The sequence below is a fragment of the Rhodohalobacter sp. SW132 genome (genome assembly GCF_003390325.1).
In the GTDB taxonomy this organism is placed as follows: domain Bacteria; phylum Bacteroidota; class Rhodothermia; order Balneolales; family Balneolaceae; genus SW132.
Window position 1 is genome coordinate 24,573 of record NZ_QUOK01000009.1, and the last position, 18,627, is coordinate 43,199.

The window sequence follows — 18,627 nt, forward strand, 5'->3', positions numbered from 1 at the left end:
TGTCAACTGAACGAGTGTTAAGATATCTCAGGAATTGGATTCAAGATATATACCACGCACAAACTATGTCCTCTGTAGCATCAATATGTGATAGGCACCATGCCAATCTATATTATTGTTAATATTAAGCTTAATATCTTTTTTCACACCGGAAACTCAACTCATCCGGATCCGTTAGAACTGCAAACGAACTACGAATACTCAACGAACGGAGACCACCATGAGAAAAACGATAAAATTCTTCTTCGCCGCGATATCTATCTTTTTATTGCTTCAGGGCTGCGGTGAGCGCGGACCGATGGGACCGGAAGGCCCGAGAGGTCCTCAAGGACCACAGGGACCCGAAATTCTTCCCACATCATTTGAGTTTGAGGTTGATCTGCTTCCATCTAATAATTTTGAATATATTCAGCCAATTCCTTCACAAATAGAGGTCTTTTCTTCTGATGTGATGCTCGCTTATGTGTTTGAAGAGTACATCGCCGAGGATGACCTCGAAGTTTGGAGAAAACTTCCCCTGAATGAATTCAACAGCAGCGGCACTCTCCTTATGGATTTTGACTTCACCACGATTGATGTCCGAATTTTCCTGGATGCCAACTACACCCTCAGCGGCGCTGACGAGTTTGAGGGATTACTAATCCGAGCGGTACACATTCCCGCAGATTTTCTTAGCACTTCCAAGGCTCAGCAGGCGATGCAGGCCGGCACGTTTAATGATCTGCAGCAGGTGATCGGCAGCGAAGTAAACCATTTAAAACTGGATTAACCGCTTTGGAATACCTAAACACCTGTTTTTAATAAGATTCTGATTAAAATCGATCTGTATAACTAAATTCGGTATTTTGTTTTTTTGATTACAATCGAAACAAATACCTGAATTCATGAAAATTACGATTGAACGTCTGAATGATGCCGTCCACATGGAAGCCAAAAACGAAGATGGTGTTACTCTCCAGATGGATGGAACGGGAGAAATCGGCGGCATCAACGGCGGTTTCCGGCCGATGCAGATGCTGCTCGCTGCGGCGGGCGGCTGCTCCGCAATTGACGTGGTGGGAATCCTGAAAAAACAGCGGCAAAATCCGGATAGCCTGCAGATTGAAGTCACCGGCGAGCGGGTAACTGTGGAGGGAGAACAGTACTCCGAGTTTAAATCGGTGCATATCCATTTCATTCTGAAAGGCGCACACCTGGATGAAAAAAAAGTAAGCCGCGCCATCGATCTCTCGATTAACAAGTACTGCTCGGTATCTAAAACACTTGAAAAAACTGCGAAGATTTCGAGTAGTTTTGAGATTAGTAGTGAGCAATGAGTTTAACATGTCCCCCTTTGAAGGGGGATATATAAACGCGTCAAGCGTTTATATTGGGGGGATGACTTTTAAAAGCAAGTAGTTTGTAATTTGACTGGCAGCAACAGCAACGTATGGGATTCCTCCCCCAGTTCAACCGCTGAACGCGTTTGAACCTCCCCCTCCGAAGGGGGACTTTATCACCCAAAAACAACCAACATGCCCGACAAAAAGAACCATTTCGAAACAGACGCCATCCGAACACAAACACCTACAACTGGGGAGCGGGAGCACTCTACGCCGCTGTATATGACTTCGAGCTTTACGTTTGATTCTGCAGAGCACGCCCGGGCGATGTTTGCGCGGGAGATTGAGGGAAATGTTTACAGCCGCTACTCCAATCCAAATACGGATGAATTTATTGAAAAAATGTGCCGGCTTGAGGGGGCAGAAATGGGTGTAGCCACCGCATCAGGAATGGCGGGTGTGTTTGGATGCCTGGCGGGATTGCTCGGTCAGGGCGATCATGTACTGGCATCGCGATCGCTGTTTGGATCATCCCACCAGATTCTGAGTCAGATTTTACCGCGATGGGGAATTAGCTTTACCTATGCTGATGTCGAATCACCGGAAAAGTGGGAGGAGCTTATCAAACCGAATACCAAAATGCTTTTCCTGGAAACACCCTCCAACCCGGGACTCGATTTGATCGACCTGAAGTGGGCCGGGAAGCTGGCAAAGGCCCACGATCTGATATATATAGTGGATAACTGTTTTGCCACACCCTACCTGCAGCGGCCGATTGAGTTCGGGGCCGACCTGGTTCAGCATTCGGCCACAAAATTTATCGATGGACAAGGCCGCGCAATTGGCGGAGTGATTGTGGGCAGTGAGAAGCACATGGAAGATATCCAGTTTTTTGCCCGCCACACCGGTCCGGCCCTCTCCCCTTTCAACGCATGGCTCTTCAGCAAAAGCCTGGAGACGCTGCCGGTTCGCATGGAGCGCCACTGCGATAATGCCGAAGTGCTGGCCAATTTTCTGGGCGATCACAAACACGTAAATTTCGTGAAATATCCCTTTCATAAAGATCACCCACAGCTTGAACTGGCAAAAAAACAAATGACACGGGGTGGCGGAGTGGTCTGTTTTGAGATTAAGGGCGGATATGAAAAAGCGAAATTATTCATCGACAAAACCAGTATGGTCTCCCGCTCGGCAAACCTGGGCGATACACGGACAATCGTCACACATCCCGCATCCACTACGCATTCAAAACTGACCGAAGAGGAGCGTCAGGCGGTAGGCATCACGCCGGGACTCATCCGGATCGCGGTGGGACTGGAAAACAGCAAGGATATTATTGGAGATGTGGAGCAGGCACTGGGGTAAGGGGCATCATACTCAAAAAAACAGAAATAAGAACGTCTGCCCTGTCAGTATATTCAGTGATCGTATTCACCAAATATCCGTATATTTGGTGATTATATTCACCAAATTACCGATATCCCGGATACAGAAAAGATCCGCAGTTGCCAAAAAGGACGGAAAATAAGAACATTCATCCTAACTATTCGTCATGCTTCACCTTGGCGTGGCATCTCCTGTCCTGTACTGGAGATGACGTCCTTTGTGGACAATCTCGGATCTGCCCTCCATAAAAAAACCCGAAGCCTTTTGCAGACACCGGGTTTTGATTCACTCCTATTACAATAATTGTATCAGGGATTTTGCGTGATGGTTGTGCTGTTATTTGCTCCATCCTGCATCACGTCCATGCTGTTTCCATCACCCAACTGGTTCAGAAACGCACTGTTGCTATCGCCCGTTTGCATGATATTCATAAAGTTGTTGTCTCCGTTCTGAAGATAGTCGCTGCCGTCAGCTGTGGTAATCAGATGACCGCCTTCGTCGCCGCTTTGAACAGAGTAGAACTCATTGAAGTTACCGTTTTGCTTCACGGTGCTAACCATATCGCCTGCAAATCCAACAGTATGCTCAGAAGTTCCAAACTGACGGATATCAACTGTATTTTCAATTCCGGAAATGGAGAACTGAATGTTATGGTTGTCGCCTTCCTGAACAATAACGGATGTATGATCGAAACCGCTAACGTTCATCACGCCAACATTTCCATCACCCACCTGTGAGAGAAACGCTTCGTTGCCTGAACCGCTCTGTGTGATGACTCCAATATTACTGTCACCATCCTGAATTACCCCGGGATTGCTCCACCAGTTTGATCCCGCGCTGTTATTTTCTCCGGTTTGCGTAACAACAAGTGTATTATCACTTCCCTGCTGGTCGGCTCCAATTGACTGGCTGGCACCTGTTTGTGTAGTAACGGCCAAACTTCCGCTCCCACCGGCCTGGCGAACTCGAGCATTGTGGTCACTGCCAGCCTGAGTCATCGTTGCAATAAAACCGCCTGACTGATTCAATTGAATATGGTTACCAGATCCTGCCTGTGACAATGTACTGGTATTGCTTCCGGCAAATGCACGAGCCTGGGCGAAGTTATCACTACCGAGCTGCGTGATGAAGTGCAAATCACTCCCGCTTTGCAGAAGTTCAGCACTGTTTCCGTACCCGTACTGTGCAATAACGCCGTATGAGTTGTTTTGCTGAGATGCATCAATGGAGTTATTTCCCCAGTATTGTGCGACTTGGAGCTCATTGGAATCGCCCGATTGATCCACATCCAGTGAACTTCCCATCGAATTCGCGTTAACAAATACAAGGCCACGAACGAGATTTCCATTTCCGGCCTGGCTGATCGAAGCATCTGAACCATTACTTTGATTTAAGTATACTTCGTTTTGTTCACCAATTTGAGAAATTTCCGCTTCCGAACCATCCTGCTGACTTAGGTTTGTCAGGTTCAACTGACCTATTTGCTCGATGTCTGCGGAATTATCGTCTCCCTGCTGATCCACGTCGGCGGAGTTGCTTTGTGCAAAAGCTGAGCCGGCGGAAAAAAGCAGTGCCAGTAGTAGTGTCGATTGTTTTTTCATGACTGTCTGATTTTAGTTTTTATAAATGTATATGTTTTTTTCCCTGCTTGATTGAAGAAAAACCCGGTACTGATTTGCACCGGGTTTTGTCTCATTCATTTAGTTGCTTTGGGTAATGGTAGAATTGTTGCCGTTTCCAAGGATTGTCATGGAAGCACTGTGACCAACACCACTCTGATCAATGAGTCCAACGTTATTATCTCCTTCAACTCTGAAACCATCAGCATCCCACATTCCGGAACCAACTGAGTTTCCGTCACCGAATTGAGTAATGGTAAGTGAATTATTATATCCACTCATTTCACCTGAAATCAGGTTATCACTTCCGCTCTGAACAGCATCAAAATCGGAGTTGTAAGCGAATGAGCTGTTTGAACCCGGGCCTGTGCCGCGTGAATTGATGTATAGCGCGTTTCCACTTCCGCCTTCCTGCAGAGTAGTATAGGTGTTACTGTCTCCAGTAATTTCTACTCTTTGACGATTATCATCACTTGTTTGTGTTTGAATCACTGTGTTATCGTCACCGGAAACCCATTGACCTGCACGGTTTCCACTTGTTGATGATTGTTCTACGAATCCGTAGTTGTCGCTTCCCCGTTGTGCAATATCTGCGCTGTTTCCAGATGCACCGCTCAATTGATTGATACGAGCTTCGTTGTCACTCCCTTCCTGGTAGATATCTAAATCATGACCACTACCGGCTTGGCGGCCGTTTGCATAGTTATCATTTCCAAGTTGTGTTACAGATCCTTCATTTCCACCATTAAATGTGGTTAAGAGTCCTGTGTTTCGTAATCCATCTTGTTCTACGGAATGGATACTCACGGCACTTCCGCCTGACCAGCCTTGTCGCTGGTTCACTGCAGCTTCGTTCTCACTGCCAACCTGGCTGATTGATGCTTCAGCATAATTGGATTGCACATTATTTGCACCAAATTCGCCTTGTTGTACAGTAGCCTCATTATTATCACCGTCCTGAGATACATCAGCTACATTGGAAATTCCAACTTGTTCAACAAGAGCATCGTTGTCATCACCGGTTTGAGTCGTTGAAGCATCATTGCTTTGCGCGAAAGCCATTCCTGCTGTAAAGAGGCTGGCTACGAATAGAGTTGTTACCTTTTTCATTGTCTTATCCTGTGTTTTTATTTTTGGTAGTTTTAGTCGGAAAGGAGTGCAAAATTTCAAGCCAACTGTAGTTGAGTTGTCGTTGCTGCTCTCTTTTAGCCACAGCATTACATTTGCGTTATCCGTCCCCGATTCGATTGATATCAGCGTACATGATTTTTTCTGATTTCAATCTGACGCCAAGTAAATCAAACTCCTGATCTGGTCAAAATTAGTAAAGCTTTAAGATTTCAGAGACTGAGCTTTCTAATGATTTATAAACCACTGGTTTTACAATTACTTATTTGATTAACTAATTTTAAAGATTGCCGTTTTCTCACAGAGGGTTAAATCTCTTTAATGACAAAAACATGGACAAATGATTAAGTATTCTCATCATGTAAACGGAGGAATAGCAGCTACGCCTTTTTTGAGAGAACCGTCTTTTTATGTAAACTGCGTTCTCACATCAACGTTCAACAAACCCTTCAGCTATGATCCGATCAGCCTCAATCACAACTTTTCTGCTCATACTGATCTCTGCCACTTTTTACGCCTGCGGGGATGATTACCCTGATGATATTCTGCTTTACACCAACGCTACAATTTGGGACGGCACTGAATCCACCGCTATCGAAAATGCAGCACTGGTAACACATAATGGAACCGTTCTTGAAATCATTGAAATGAACGATCCCGATTTCCCCGAAGAGGCCGAAACCGTGGATCTTGACGGACGATATATAGTTCCAGGACTCATCAATGCACACGGTCATGTGGGGATGGCGGACGGACTTCAAACCGGTTCTGATATACATTCAGAAGAGAACGTCATCGATCAGCTGAAACTCTATGCTGCTTATGGCATCACTACGGTTGTAAGTCTGGGTGATGAACCCGATGAAGCATTTGCGGTTCGTGATCGCGGTGAATTTTCTGAAAACGGAATGGCCCGTCTCTTTCTGGCCGGTTCTGTTTTGAATCCATCTTCAGCTGATGAAGCCCAAAGTGATGTGAATCAACTGATGGAACAAAATCCTGACTGGACAAAAATCCGGGTGGACGACGGACTGGGCACACGCGAGAAAATGCAGCCGGATGTGTACAGTGCCGTCATTGAGGCCTCCCACGGCCACAACACTCCGCTTGCCGCTCACATCGTACAGCTCGAAGATGCCGTTGGAGTTGTTGAAAACGGTGCCGACCTGGTTGCCCACAGTGTCCGGGATAATCCGATAGACCGTGAGCTGACTGACCTGATGCTTGATAGCGACATCTGCATCACCCCAACGCTTACCCGGGAGGTTTCAACATACATCTACCGGGACCGGCCCGATTTTTTTGATGATTCATTTTTCCTTGCAAAAGCAGATCCCAATGTCCTGGAAGAACTGCAGCAGCCGGATGTTCAGGAACGATATACAGGCGAAGCTGCGGATTACTACCGCGATCAACTACCATTGGCTCAAGAGAATATGATGGCTCTCCACAACTCCGGGGTACGCGTAGCGATGGGTACCGATAGTGGTCCTCCTGCGCGATTCCAGGGATATTTTGAACACATGGAGATGGAGTTGATGCAGGATGCGGGCATGACCCCGATCGAGGTGCTCACTTCCGCCACCCGGTACGCTGCCGAGTGCATGCAGATTGATGAGAACCTGGGCACGCTCGAACCGGGAAAAGCTGCAGATTTCTTAGTCGTGGAAAATAATCCTTTGGAAGATATCCGGAATCTGCGGGAGATTTATGGTGTTTATATTAGTGGTATTCAGGTTCCTGATGTGGTGAATTGAATGAAGAAGTATTAAGTATTGGGAATTGAGAAGCAAGATTGAAGTATAGACTAAATTGGTGAATATGAGCCATCGCGGATACCGATCCGGAATCTACCATCACAGGGATCGCAACTGCGATAAGATTCAGGACCCAGCAACTTTAATTACTTAATATTCAATCTGTATTTTTAAAAAAAAACCTATTCATATCATGAAAACATGGAATCTGTATCTGTCCGGCGAAATTCACTCCGACTGGAGAGAAGATATTAAACAGGGAATCGAGAAGGAGAACCTGTTCGTGAACTGTACAGCCCCGGTCACCGATCATCCCGCGAGTGATAACTGTGGAGTAGATATTCTGGGAGAAGAGGAAAAAGATTTCTGGAAAGATCACAAGGGCGCAAAAATCAACGCCATTCGCACACGAACTCATATTGAGAACGCTGATATTGTGGTTGTAAAGTTTGGCGACCAGTACAAACAGTGGAACGCAGCGTTTGATGCCGGATATGCCGCAGCCCTTGGCAAAAAGTTGATCATCCTCCATCCACCCGAACACACCCACGCCCTGAAAGAGGTAGACGCTGCCGCCCTGGCCGTCTGCGAAAAACCGGGTCAGGTTGTGGAGATTCTAAAATATGTGATTTTGAAGGAGTGAGAAGTCAAAAGTGAAAAGCTGGAGCGGAGCGACAGTCCCGAAACATCGGGGTGAAAAGTGAAAAGCTGGAGCGGAGCGAAAACCCCAATATTTTGGAGTATTAGTATACCCTTAAATATTTGTTTGAGACACTAAATTTTTATTTGAAATGAGTGATTGTACTCAAATCATGACATCATCTAAAAGAATGGGATCAATTCTTTGTAACAGTAAACCTTTTCGCAATTATGCTTATCTTTTTACCAATTTACAATTCTAAAGACAACATGCTGTCATCAAAATAACCATAGTTCAGCAAGCTCACTTCATGCCCGGCTGAATTACAATAATTTGTATCAAAATCAGATCGAGATCTTAAAACCTTTCCAATGAAATATATTCTTTTTTTCCTTTTTGTTTTTGTCTTGTTCAATACCGCTTGTTCTTCTTCGGAGGAGCTCGCTACGTCTGAGTGTATCGCAGAAGTTGAAGAGCTTACAGTGCCTGAAAACCTCAATTTCATATCCAATTCTGACATGCTTGAGCGAATCTCAGAAAGTAACCGTACTATGGAATACCAGTTCCCAACGGTTGAAGGCGGGATGTCGGCACTGGCAGAAAATCTCCACTATCCACCCTCTGCCAGAGGACGAAGCGACGCGCAGCGAGTAATGTTGCAGGCCCTTATAAGCGAGGAGGGAGAATTACTTGACCTTGTTCTGCTTCAAAATGCAGAATGCGATCTTGTCATGGCCGCAACTTACGCCGTCAGACAATCTGAGTTTACCCCAGCTTCCCTCGATTCTGAGGCGATTGCTACAACCATAAATATTCCCATTGTATTCAGACAATAGTGAAAGCTTGGGTTGGCTGATTGAGGCAAAGACTGCTGTCCTGGAACTCAGCGAAAAAGGTGCCAGATGACGAGGTTTAAAGGTATTAAAATTGAGAAGGGAAAAGGGAAAGGTGAAAAGCACACGTCTCAATTTAATTTATGAATCCCGTTTCATGTAAAATCAAAACAGGATATAGCCTCAATTTCATGATAGCTGCTTCTGACTTTTCACTTCTCACTTTTCCCTTTTCACTCCGGCTTTTCTAAGAAAGCGCTTTTCTGTATCATAACCTCCTATCATTCAATATCTTAAACTGAATAACAAACGGAGGATTTGTGGCTAAAAATTCATCAGATAAAAAACGATCGTGGGCGGAACCGTATAAAATTAAAATGGTTGAGCCAGTTCGTATCACAACTCATGAAGAGCGGAAAAGGGCACTCGAAGAAGCCGGTTATAACACTTTTTTACTGAAATCAGACGATGTGTACATCGATCTTCTTACAGACAGCGGAACGTCGGCGATGAGCGATCGCCAGTGGGCCGGCATGATGATGGGCGATGAAGCGTACGCCGGAAGCCGGAATTTCTACCATCTCGAAGACACGGTGCGAAAGTATTACGGCTACAAGCACCTGGTACCCACTCACCAGGGACGTGCAGCCGAACATATGATCTCGCAGATTCTGATTTCCGAAGGCGATATTATCCCCGGTAATATGTACTTCACCACCACAAAGCTGCACCAGGAGCTGGCGGGCGGTACATTTGTGGATATCATTATTGATGAGGCGCATGATCCGGCAGATCTTCATCCATTTAAGGGAAATGTGGATCTGAATAAACTGGAAGAGCTGATCAAAAAACATGGAGCGGATAAGATTCCCTACGTATCGATCGCCACTACGGTGAACATGGCGGGCGGACAGCCAATTTCGCTGAAAAACCTGAAAGAGCTTCGTAAACTATGCGACAAACACGACATCATGATTGTGCACGACATGACCCGCGTGGCTGAGAACGCCTACATGATTCAGAAAAACGAAGAAGAGTACAAAGAGTGGTCTGTTCCTGATATTGTCCTCGAAATCTGTAATCAAACCGATGCCGCAACGATGAGTGCCAAAAAGGACGCGCTCGTAAACATCGGCGGATTTTTAGCGGTAAATGATGATGAGATTTATAACCAGGCCCGAAACATGGTGGTCGTCTATGAAGGATTGCACACCTACGGTGGAATGGCCGGGCGTGATATGGAAGCCCTGGCGATCGGCATCACCGAGTCGGTGAATTATGATCACATCCGGGCGAGAGTCGGCCAGGTTCAGTATCTCGGTGAAAAGCTAATCAAAGCCGGTGTCCCGGTTGTGAAACCGATCGGCACGCATGGTGTCTTTTTGGATGCAAAAGCGATTCTGCCGCATCTTTCGCAGGATCAACTACCTGCCCAGTCGCTCGCCGCCGCCCTCTATCTCGATTCCGGAGTTCGTGCGATGGAACGCGGTGTGGTATCAGCCGGACGCAACCCCAAAACAGGAGATCACAACTACCCCAAACTGGAGCTGGTCCGCCTGACCATCCCCCGTCGTGTCTACACCCAGGCGCATATGGATGTGGTTGCCGAATCAGTGGAGGCTGTATACGAAAACCGAAAATCAGTTACCGGGCTTACATTTGTTTACGAACCGGAATACCTGCGGTTTTTCCAGTCGCGGTTTGAAAGATTATAAACAAAGACCTGTAAGCGTCCACGCCTAAAGCGTGGTCCTGACAGCGTCTGAACAACGACTCCGTGCTAAATACCTGACAGCTTTCTCCGAATGAAATTTCCAACAGAAACTCTGCCGTAACTCACTGTACATTATTAGCATGCATTTGATTGAGTTGATTTTTAATGCAAATCGCAATACATTTCGTATTACATACTAATCAATCAGCCTTAGCCATGAAATCTGTACGACTCCCAAAAGAACTTGAAGATCAGCTCGAGGCTCTCTCTTCTAAAACGGATAAATCTCACTCGGTCATCATCAGAGAGGCACTGGTAGAGTATATCGCAAAAGAGAAGAACTTCAGCAAACCATATGAAACCGGGAAAGAGTTTTTCGGTAAACACGGCAGCGGGGATAGAGATCGATCTGTAACCTACAAATCCAGAATAAAAGAGAAAATCCGTGATAAACACTCTGATTGATGCCGGGCCCATCATTGCACTGTTCGACAAGAGCGATCAACATCATGAGCGGGTCCTTGGCTTCATGAAAGCCTTCGAAGGAAAGCTCGTCTCAACCTGGCCGGTGCTTTCGGAAGTTTGCTATATGCTGGATTTCAACCGGGAAACCCAGCTCGATTTTCTTGAATGGGTGGTTCAAGGTGGAATAGATGTTCATAACCTTGAACAGTGGCAGCTCAACAGAATCCGGCATAGAATTGAGACCTATTCCGACCTGCCGGCAGATCTGGCTGATTGCACTTTGATAGATGTTGCAGAAACTGAACGATTGAACGCAATCATTACACTTGATCGTGATTTCACAGTCTACAAACTGGAGAACGGTCAGTTTTTGGAGAATTTGCTAAACTAAATTTCCAGCTTCTTATTAGCTGAGTGCAAATCTCATGAACTTTAAATTCTACATCAGTACAAAAATCTAAACAGTTAAGTATCAATGTTTTTGCAGATCATTTGGTGAAGCCAACACTTCAGGACGACTAAACCAAAATACACAAGTTGCGGGCCAGGATGACAAACTCATTTGCTTATCAGGGAGCAGCGTTTTGAGAATTTAGTTTTTCTTTGCTACTGTTTAATAATTGCACCATATAATCCTATTTATTCGTAGTTAATATGAATCAAACGGACCCAGCGTTTTTCTGTCCCCTATTTTTTCGTGGTCATTTTCGAAGAATCTGTAAAAATAAAAGGTTTCATTTTTACAAACGAAATCAGTTACCGGGTGTTTGACTCATTATGGGTATGTACAGTCGCTCTCATTAAGCCTACTTACCTACAATTCTATTAATCTTTACAATTTATATATTAACCTCCAAATAACTTAATACATCCATATCGGTTGCATTTTCTAAAAAATCATAGAGATCAAACAAATCTAATTGACCTATATATGTTTTTATCAATCTCTGTGAATTTTCTAAGTTCTTAATATTTAGACCATTTAAATCTGAATTATAGGTCTCTCGAAAGATTAAAATCGTGGGGGTAGCTGAACTACCAGATACATATTTTATTGCACCAAGATTAAATGCACCTGCTCCGACCAAGATTTCATCATACTTACCAGATTTGCTTAAATAGCTGATAGCAATTTCACTTGAAATATCGAACGATATCCCTGTTGAAATAAATTTTATATCGTTATTATTTAATACTGTATAGAGCTTCTTTTTTACGCCATTTACCGCATTATTCGTTTTTGTATTATTTGAAAAATAACAATCTGAAGAACCAATAAAGACCAACCTAACATATTCACCTCCCGAAAGATCTACTGTTTGTGATAAATTTTCGTATTTATTGATATTTACGTTGTAACTGAACACAATACCGGTCACAAACATAGCAATGCTTCCAATAATAATTATTGCTAATTGAGAGTTTTCAGATTTCATTGCGTGTATATCGTTGTTTATTAACGTGTTATATATTTCAATTTCCCATCATTATTTACCATAATTCCCTGGTCTAAAACGTGCAAGACCCTACTATCACCCGGAGTTGTTTTTATATCATCACCTAACTTGTATAACTCTCTTCGCTCCACGTTATAAGCAAGATAAGTATACCACTCGTCACCAGTAAAAGTGACATTGACATGATCAAAACCTATATTTCTTCTTTCATATAATCTTAGAAATAACCACTCATCGTCCACTCTCGTGGTTAAATCGATTACAGTTTTATTTCCATAAATTAATCCGGCACTAAAACCGCTGTGTAAACTTTCTTTTGATTCATAAATCGGCTGAACAAAATTATCAATTTGAAATATATTTGTTAAGTCACCTCCCGCTTCATACTCATACAAATAAGGGAAAAAGTCGAATGCAATTAATATTAATGACTTATTCGAATATGTTTTAATCATACCCCCTGAAGATAATCTATTTCTTACTAATGGAGACCTGTCATCATATGCAGGGTGAAAAGAGTTGAGCACATCTCCTTGATAATTTAAAATATGAAATAAATTATGATCTGAATTCAGAGGATCAGAATCTTGTGGATTACCAAATGGTGATATACCTAATACATATATTTGATCCTCAGTAGCATCTATCGAGTAGTTGTTAAAATCAGTGTTGATTGTTTTTTCGTATACACAAAGATCCATACTACAATCAAAAATTGATAACTGAAAACCCTGCATTCCTACAAATGCTTTATCATTAAAAGTTGATAACTCCTCAGCGAAATATAGATCACCGGGACCTCTTCCTTGATCTGAAATTATTTCATAGGAATTAATTTCAATATCATACTGGATTAATCTATTGTTTGAGGGTTCAAGAATTAAAATTGATGAATCATTTATTGTTGAAATTTGTACTTTATCCGTAGTTAAAACAGACAAGTCATTCGTAATAAATCCTGAAGTGGTTTCATTATTTAGATATTGATGAATAATCAATAAACTTTTCGGCATATGATGGTTCAATCCACTCACTTCATTTAATTCGAGCATTATAGTCTCGTGGTCAGCGTACGCCATTTTTTCCTGCATTGGATGTAAGGAAATCATCTCTTTGCCATCCCCACCACATGAGATTACTAATGCAAGAAATAGACAAATAAAAATGTTTCTCTTAAACATGCTTAAATGGAAGATTTAGATACGAGCATACTGGTAATTAGTATACTCGCATTCGAGATTAAAATTAAGGTAATGGTTCCTCGGATGGCGGTGTTGCTGAAGTAGTGCAACCGTTCCCACTCCATGTACAATCGGTAGCATTCCAATTCCTATCACATTTGCCCAAAGTGTCTTCATTGCATACCCACCCATTTGCAGTCCAATCACCTGATGCAAGTGCAACATTTTTCCCAACCTCTAATCCAACAATTTAGAAAGTTGCCATTATAACCAAGGATAGGATGTACTTTAACTTTTTCTTCATAATTAACCTCATTTATTTTCTAATAATTTTATGAATTTTTATTCATCAAATTTTTTGATGAATGCTTCCCTTTAACTAATTGCAATTATTCGAAACTTACAAGAATAATCTGTTCTCAATTTGTGTAATACTCCCCATATTTGAGTACTTACTTCCGTATTTGAGTATTTTATGTTCAGTTTCCAGAACCGTTTAACCATATAATATCGAACTCAACGCTCTCATTCAGTAAGTCTAATTTTAATTTTGTGAAAGTTGTATTATAAAAAGATGATAAAAATCGAGATACATTTTTCGCTTTTTCAAAACCAACATCTACGGCTACGCAAAAACAATTTGCCTCTATACCATCTTTACGAATAAGTAGAACCACTTTTTCAAATTTCATTTCCCTAAGTATAGTTTTGGGAGTCTTTCCGTAAACCGACTTCATCGATTTGCTTAACCAACTGCGAGATACCTTGGCTTCGGCAGCCCAACTTTATACATCCTTTATTTCAGTAATTTTTTCTTCTAAAATCCGGATAGCGTATTTACACTTGTACTCTGTTAGTGAGCTCCTTTGTTTGTCTGTTTGTTGTTACTCTCTTCTTCACGCATAATAGTTATGTATGGTTTTTTGCAGGGATGATTAGTGGGAGATGATCAAATTTATCTAAGTTTTACAGAATAGTATTTCAAATTTCTTTTAATCATTTGTTTCTCTTTCGGAATGGATTTGAATAGATGAATGTCGAGTTTCGGTTTTAAAGTCATTAATAATCTTGATCGAACGAAGAATTACATCATAAATTAGTGTTTTAAAAAATATGATATAATTATTTTAAAAAAATTCAAACTAATATTTTTCTGAATCAGTCTGAGATAATTTGGTAAAGAAATATTCACAAGTATTGATCAATTCGTCAACAGATTTTATAACTTCTAAATAGTCAGAATTCGGCACACAAAGGAAGCCGATGCCAATCCGGCTGATTGCACTTTGATAGAGGTTGCAGAAACTGAACGATTGAACTCTATCATTACACTTGATCGTGATTTCACAGTCTACAAACTGTAGAACGGTCAGTTTTTAAAGAATTTGCTCGATTAAATTTTCGAGTTTTTGTTTAGATGATATATTTTTTTTGACCACTGATAAGATCGTTTAGATCATCCATTATTAATGACTTGAACCGAGTGTTGGGGAAGTGGATTGATGAATGAGCACGACGGCGTAAATCAAAACGCTTCACAATTAGGATACCGATACGCCGGTTTGATTCAAAAGTACACTGTTATGTCGAATGAAGGCCCGTTTTTCGGGCCGTAACGGAGACATCACCTTGTTCTTAGAACCATCTAAAACAACGGCTTTGAGTAATGATACTCCATAGCCAGAAGATCTCTCCGCTCTGGCCGAAAAGCACGGCCGCCGGTCGAGATGACAGGTGTTGAGGAGTGGTTTAGGCGCGGCGCAACACACTCATCATTTGAACAACGGAAATTGCAGCGCCGCTAATGGGTTAGTATTTAAATCCTTCACAATTTGGGTCACTCCAGCTCAATCACCATCGATCCATACCCCTCAATATTCAGATACTCCCCAATTTGAACTGTCTCACCGCTAATCACTTCGTACCCGGTGGAAACTCCATCAAGGAGTTCTGAAAAACGGGCGAGGTCAAGGTTCTGCTCCTCTCCGCTGGCATTCAAAACAACCATCACGGCTTCTTCGTCGTTATGTCGAAAATAAACGTAAACGTTATCCTCAGGGACAAAGTGAGTCAGCTGACCGTTATGGATCACATCTTTATCTTTCCGCCAATTGGCAAGGGTGGTCATAAATTCGTGCGCTTCCACAACGGGAAATCCGGTATCTTCTGCCAGCTGCTCCCGACCCTCAGGTGTAAACGCGTTGATTGGATCTTCCTCCCATCCGCCGGGAAAATCTTTACGCTTCAGACCGTCCGGGCCACCGCCGGTCATCAGGATTTCATCCCCGTAATAGAGCTGAGGGATGCCGCGGGTGGTCATAACAAAGGTATTTGCAATCTTAAACTTCCCGAAGTTCTCTCCAACTACACTAAAGATACGGTCCAGATCGTGGTTGCCGGGGAAGATGACGTTCAGGTTGGCATCCGGAAAAAGAAAATCCTGGCTGAGCGTAAAATAGAGCCGTGAGATTCCGCTTTCCCATCCCGGTTCTTCATTCAGCCCGGCTGCAATCGAGTTATACAACGGGAAATCTGTCACACTTGGCAGATAGCTTTCATAACCATCGGGGCTATCAAACCCAGTCTGCCAATAGGCTGTAGTTGGGCTGCTTGACATCCATGCTTCGCCCACCATGTTGAAATCAGGAAACTCTTCCAGCACCCTTCGCGACCATTCAGCCATGTACTCTTTGTATGGATAGGGATGTGTATCCATCCGGATGCCGTCAATCCCGGAATACTCAATCCACCAGAGCGTATTTTGAATCAGGTAGTTCGCCACCAGCTCATTTCGCTGGTCGAGGTCGGGCATATCCACCACAAACCATCCTTTTACGGTCGCGTTAAAATCGTATTCGGATGCGTAAGGGTCCATTACGGTGGAGGTTCGATAATTGGTGGTTCCTACCTCATCCAGATCATGCACCCAATCGGAGGTCGGCTGATCCTTGATGAACCAGTGCTCCAATCCAACATGATTGTGGATCATATCCATGATGACCTTCATTCCGCGATCGTGGGCTTTGTCAATCAGCTCAAGGTACTTTTCGTTGGTTCCAAACCGACGGTCGACTCTGTACATATCGGTAGCCGCGTAACCGTGGTAGGCACCGTACGCAGGTGGCATATCGTTTTCAAAAATCGGTGTAAACCAGACGGCGGTCATCCCAAGCTCATCCAGGTAGTCCAGGTTATCAATCACGCCCTGGATATCCCCGCCGTGCCGGGCATTTATATCATCACGGTCGACGCCCTCAAGCATTCCGTCAATTTCATCTATGGAGGGATCGCCGTTGGCAAACCGGTCGGGCATCAGCAGGTAGATCAGGTCTGTGGAATCGAAACCCTGGTTACGGTTGGTATCAGTGCTTCGCTCTTTTATTTCGTAATCAACAATGTGCGAATAATCCTCCCTTTCAAATTGGATCTGCACGGTTCCTGGTTCGGCATCTTCATGAATCCGAAGCGTGAGGAACTGGTAGTTGGGATTTTCAACGAGTGTTCTGCGTTCCAGCGTAACTCCGGGATAATCCACAGATGGTTTGGCAGACTGGATATTTTCGCCGTAAATCAGAACTTGAACATCCGGTTCGTGAAAACCGGTCCACCAGTTTTCCGGCTCAACCCGGTCGATTTGAATGGGCTGGGCATAAAGTGATACAGGTACAAATAGTAAAAGTAGTAGAAGGGATGGCAGGGTGTGATGTTTTCTTTTCACGATCTTATCCATTGAATTGAGTGTGACAACACCTGGTAAATCAGCTCCGGATTTATCTCTTCAGGCGATTCGGATGCGCGATAGTATAAAAATGTAAGCGCTTACTTTTTAATATAAAAAAAGTTCTGATCAGTTCAGAGTAAAGTCTGGAAAATGGAACCCATCATCTCATTAGATTCCGAAAAATCAGGTTAATTCCGCTCTCTCTACTTGTATAATGTGAAAAGATGTTCAAAAACATACCGGCTCATTTCGTTTCTAAAACGATGCATATCATACAATCCATCTGTATTGGTTACTGAAATTACGGCCGTGCCGGATTCAGGGTGGACATAGAACCAGGAATAATTGGACCACTGAGTGCCGGTGTGTCCTATGACTCGCATTCCATCAAACTCTTCCACAAAAAACGAAAGGCCGACGGATAATTTCACTCCATCATTCTCATCAACCGGGAGTTCAATCTCCCACAACTCCTCGAGTGATGAACGTTCAAGAACGGGGTGATCTGTATCTGAACGGCCCAGCAAAAAGTTCAGATATTTTATCATATCAGTCACGGGGGCATTCAACCCACCGTTGGATGTAGTGATTCCGGTATGAAAATCGAGGCCGCGGGGCTCGGGATTTCCGTTTTTAATCTGGTAGCTGTTTACCCGGTACGGCAAAAGATGCTCCGGTGTATGGTTAAAATAAGACCGGTTCATCCCAAGGGGATTCAGTATATGTTTGTGTACGTATGATTCCCAGGAATCGCCTGAACTCTGTTCAATAATTTTTCCCAGGAAAATAATGGCCGGGTTTGAATAGCTGTGGCGGCTGCCAGGTTCGAATTCTACTTTTGTGTACGGGAACATGGCCACAAGCTGGCTCCATTCTGTGGGTTCAAACGGGTGCCAGTCTTCATTACCACCCCACGGCCAGGTAGGGTTTCGCAACCCTGTTGAATGGTTCAGCGCCATTCGAATGGTCAGTTTCTCCATACTGCCATAGGGATTATGGATTTTAAAAAGTTCTGGAAGATAGTCGGTCAGGGGATCATCGAGCGAAAGCTTGTCCCGGTCCCTAAACTGCATAATTGCTATTGCGGTTAGAGTTTTTGTGATGGATGCCCAGTGAAAGATCGTATTTTCATCCACCTCTACTCTCTTTTGCAAATCAGCGTAGCCATTCAAACTGCTTTTTTTAGCCCCATTTTCATCTAAAAAAAGCAGGGCACCTCCCACCACCTCGTTTTCATTCATTTTTTGGGTGAAATGATCCTGAACCCGGCTCCAGGCTTCGTCTGTTTTTGGGGATTGACTGAATGTTTCCATAACAGTAAGAAGTGAAATGACCAGCAGCGTACCGGCTGCCCGTGTAAAATATGACATGTTTAATGTATTTTGATTTCAAACGGAATATGTA

General features: G+C 43.5%; 15 protein-coding genes and 1 pseudogene. 9 read left to right on the plus strand and 7 right to left on the minus strand.

The window, feature by feature from the left end:
* The first annotated feature begins 220 nt into the window (after positions 1-220).
* The 3 genes from DYD21_RS15500 to DYD21_RS15510 all read left to right on the plus strand — a co-directional run bounded on the left by DYD21_RS15500 (position 221) and on the right by DYD21_RS15510 (position 2,687).
* Positions 221-769 carry a collagen-like protein gene (locus tag DYD21_RS15500; RefSeq protein ID WP_147303614.1) on the plus strand — a complete coding sequence of 183 codons (549 nt, stop codon included), beginning with the start codon at positions 221-223 and terminating at the stop codon, positions 767-769.
* A 115-nt stretch (positions 770-884) separates the two neighbouring features.
* Positions 885-1,316 carry an OsmC family protein gene (locus DYD21_RS15505; protein ID WP_116037919.1) on the plus strand — a complete coding sequence of 144 codons (432 nt, stop codon included), beginning with the start codon at positions 885-887 and terminating at the stop codon, positions 1,314-1,316.
* 198 nt (positions 1,317-1,514) lie between these two features.
* Positions 1,515-2,687: a PLP-dependent aspartate aminotransferase family protein gene (locus DYD21_RS15510; RefSeq protein WP_116037920.1), complete on the plus strand. Its 1,173-nt coding sequence runs from the start codon at positions 1,515-1,517 to the stop codon at positions 2,685-2,687.
* 329 nt (positions 2,688-3,016) lie between these two features.
* Here the strand turns inward: DYD21_RS15510 and DYD21_RS15515 are convergent, their stop codons facing one another.
* Both DYD21_RS15515 and DYD21_RS15520 read right to left on the minus strand, forming a co-directional pair.
* Positions 3,017-4,309: a hypothetical protein gene (locus tag DYD21_RS15515; RefSeq protein WP_116037921.1), complete on the minus strand. Its 1,293-nt coding sequence runs from the start codon at positions 4,307-4,309 to the stop codon at positions 3,017-3,019.
* Between the two features lie 99 nt (positions 4,310-4,408).
* On the minus strand, positions 4,409-5,437 hold the full coding sequence (locus DYD21_RS15520) for a hypothetical protein (RefSeq protein WP_158607325.1): 1,029 nt from the start codon (positions 5,435-5,437) through the stop codon (positions 4,409-4,411).
* 473 nt (positions 5,438-5,910) lie between these two features.
* Here DYD21_RS15520 and DYD21_RS15525 point away from each other — a divergent pair, with 473 nt between their 5' ends.
* The 6 genes from DYD21_RS15525 to DYD21_RS15550 all read left to right on the plus strand — a co-directional run bounded on the left by DYD21_RS15525 (position 5,911) and on the right by DYD21_RS15550 (position 11,255).
* The gene (locus DYD21_RS15525) at positions 5,911-7,212 is read left to right on the plus strand and encodes an amidohydrolase family protein (RefSeq protein ID WP_116037923.1); all 1,302 of its coding nucleotides are present in this window, start codon (positions 5,911-5,913) and stop codon (positions 7,210-7,212) included.
* A gap of 193 nt (positions 7,213-7,405) precedes the next feature.
* Positions 7,406-7,855: a YtoQ family protein gene (locus tag DYD21_RS15530; RefSeq protein ID WP_116037924.1), complete on the plus strand. Its 450-nt coding sequence runs from the start codon at positions 7,406-7,408 to the stop codon at positions 7,853-7,855.
* Positions 7,856-8,223: 368 nt separating this feature from the next.
* The gene (locus DYD21_RS15535) at positions 8,224-8,688 is read left to right on the plus strand and encodes an energy transducer TonB (RefSeq protein WP_116037925.1); all 465 of its coding nucleotides are present in this window, start codon (positions 8,224-8,226) and stop codon (positions 8,686-8,688) included.
* Between the two features lie 317 nt (positions 8,689-9,005).
* A complete protein-coding gene (locus tag DYD21_RS15540) occupies positions 9,006-10,400 on the plus strand; it encodes a tyrosine phenol-lyase (RefSeq protein WP_199535566.1) in 1,395 nt (464 codons plus the stop codon).
* 215 nt (positions 10,401-10,615) lie between these two features.
* Complete coding sequence (locus DYD21_RS15545; RefSeq protein WP_116037926.1) at positions 10,616-10,864, plus strand: ribbon-helix-helix domain-containing protein; 249 nt, start codon at positions 10,616-10,618, stop codon at positions 10,862-10,864.
* Positions 10,845-11,255: a type II toxin-antitoxin system VapC family toxin gene (locus tag DYD21_RS15550; RefSeq protein WP_116037927.1), complete on the plus strand. Its 411-nt coding sequence runs from the start codon at positions 10,845-10,847 to the stop codon at positions 11,253-11,255. The genes DYD21_RS15545 and DYD21_RS15550 overlap by 20 nt, the downstream gene beginning before the upstream one ends.
* Before the next feature lie 448 nt (positions 11,256-11,703).
* Here the strand turns inward: DYD21_RS15550 and DYD21_RS15555 are convergent, their stop codons facing one another.
* From DYD21_RS15555 to DYD21_RS15575, 5 genes and pseudogenes are all read right to left on the minus strand, one after another.
* Positions 11,704-12,300, minus strand: a complete 597-nt coding sequence (locus tag DYD21_RS15555; RefSeq protein WP_116037928.1) for a hypothetical protein — start codon at positions 12,298-12,300, stop codon at positions 11,704-11,706.
* 20 nt (positions 12,301-12,320) lie between these two features.
* Complete coding sequence (locus DYD21_RS15560; RefSeq protein ID WP_116037929.1) at positions 12,321-13,502, minus strand: hypothetical protein; 1,182 nt, start codon at positions 13,500-13,502, stop codon at positions 12,321-12,323.
* Positions 13,503-13,981: 479 nt separating this feature from the next.
* Positions 13,982-14,272 (minus strand): annotated as a pseudogene (locus DYD21_RS15565) (hypothetical protein); the annotation flags it as partial.
* A gap of 1,067 nt (positions 14,273-15,339) precedes the next feature.
* On the minus strand, positions 15,340-17,220 hold the full coding sequence (locus DYD21_RS15570; protein ID WP_199535567.1) for a glycoside hydrolase family 13 protein: 1,881 nt from the start codon (positions 17,218-17,220) through the stop codon (positions 15,340-15,342).
* A gap of 206 nt (positions 17,221-17,426) precedes the next feature.
* The gene (locus DYD21_RS15575) at positions 17,427-18,593 is read right to left on the minus strand and encodes a serine hydrolase (RefSeq protein WP_116037932.1); all 1,167 of its coding nucleotides are present in this window, start codon (positions 18,591-18,593) and stop codon (positions 17,427-17,429) included.
* Positions 18,594-18,627: the final 34 nt, after the last annotated feature.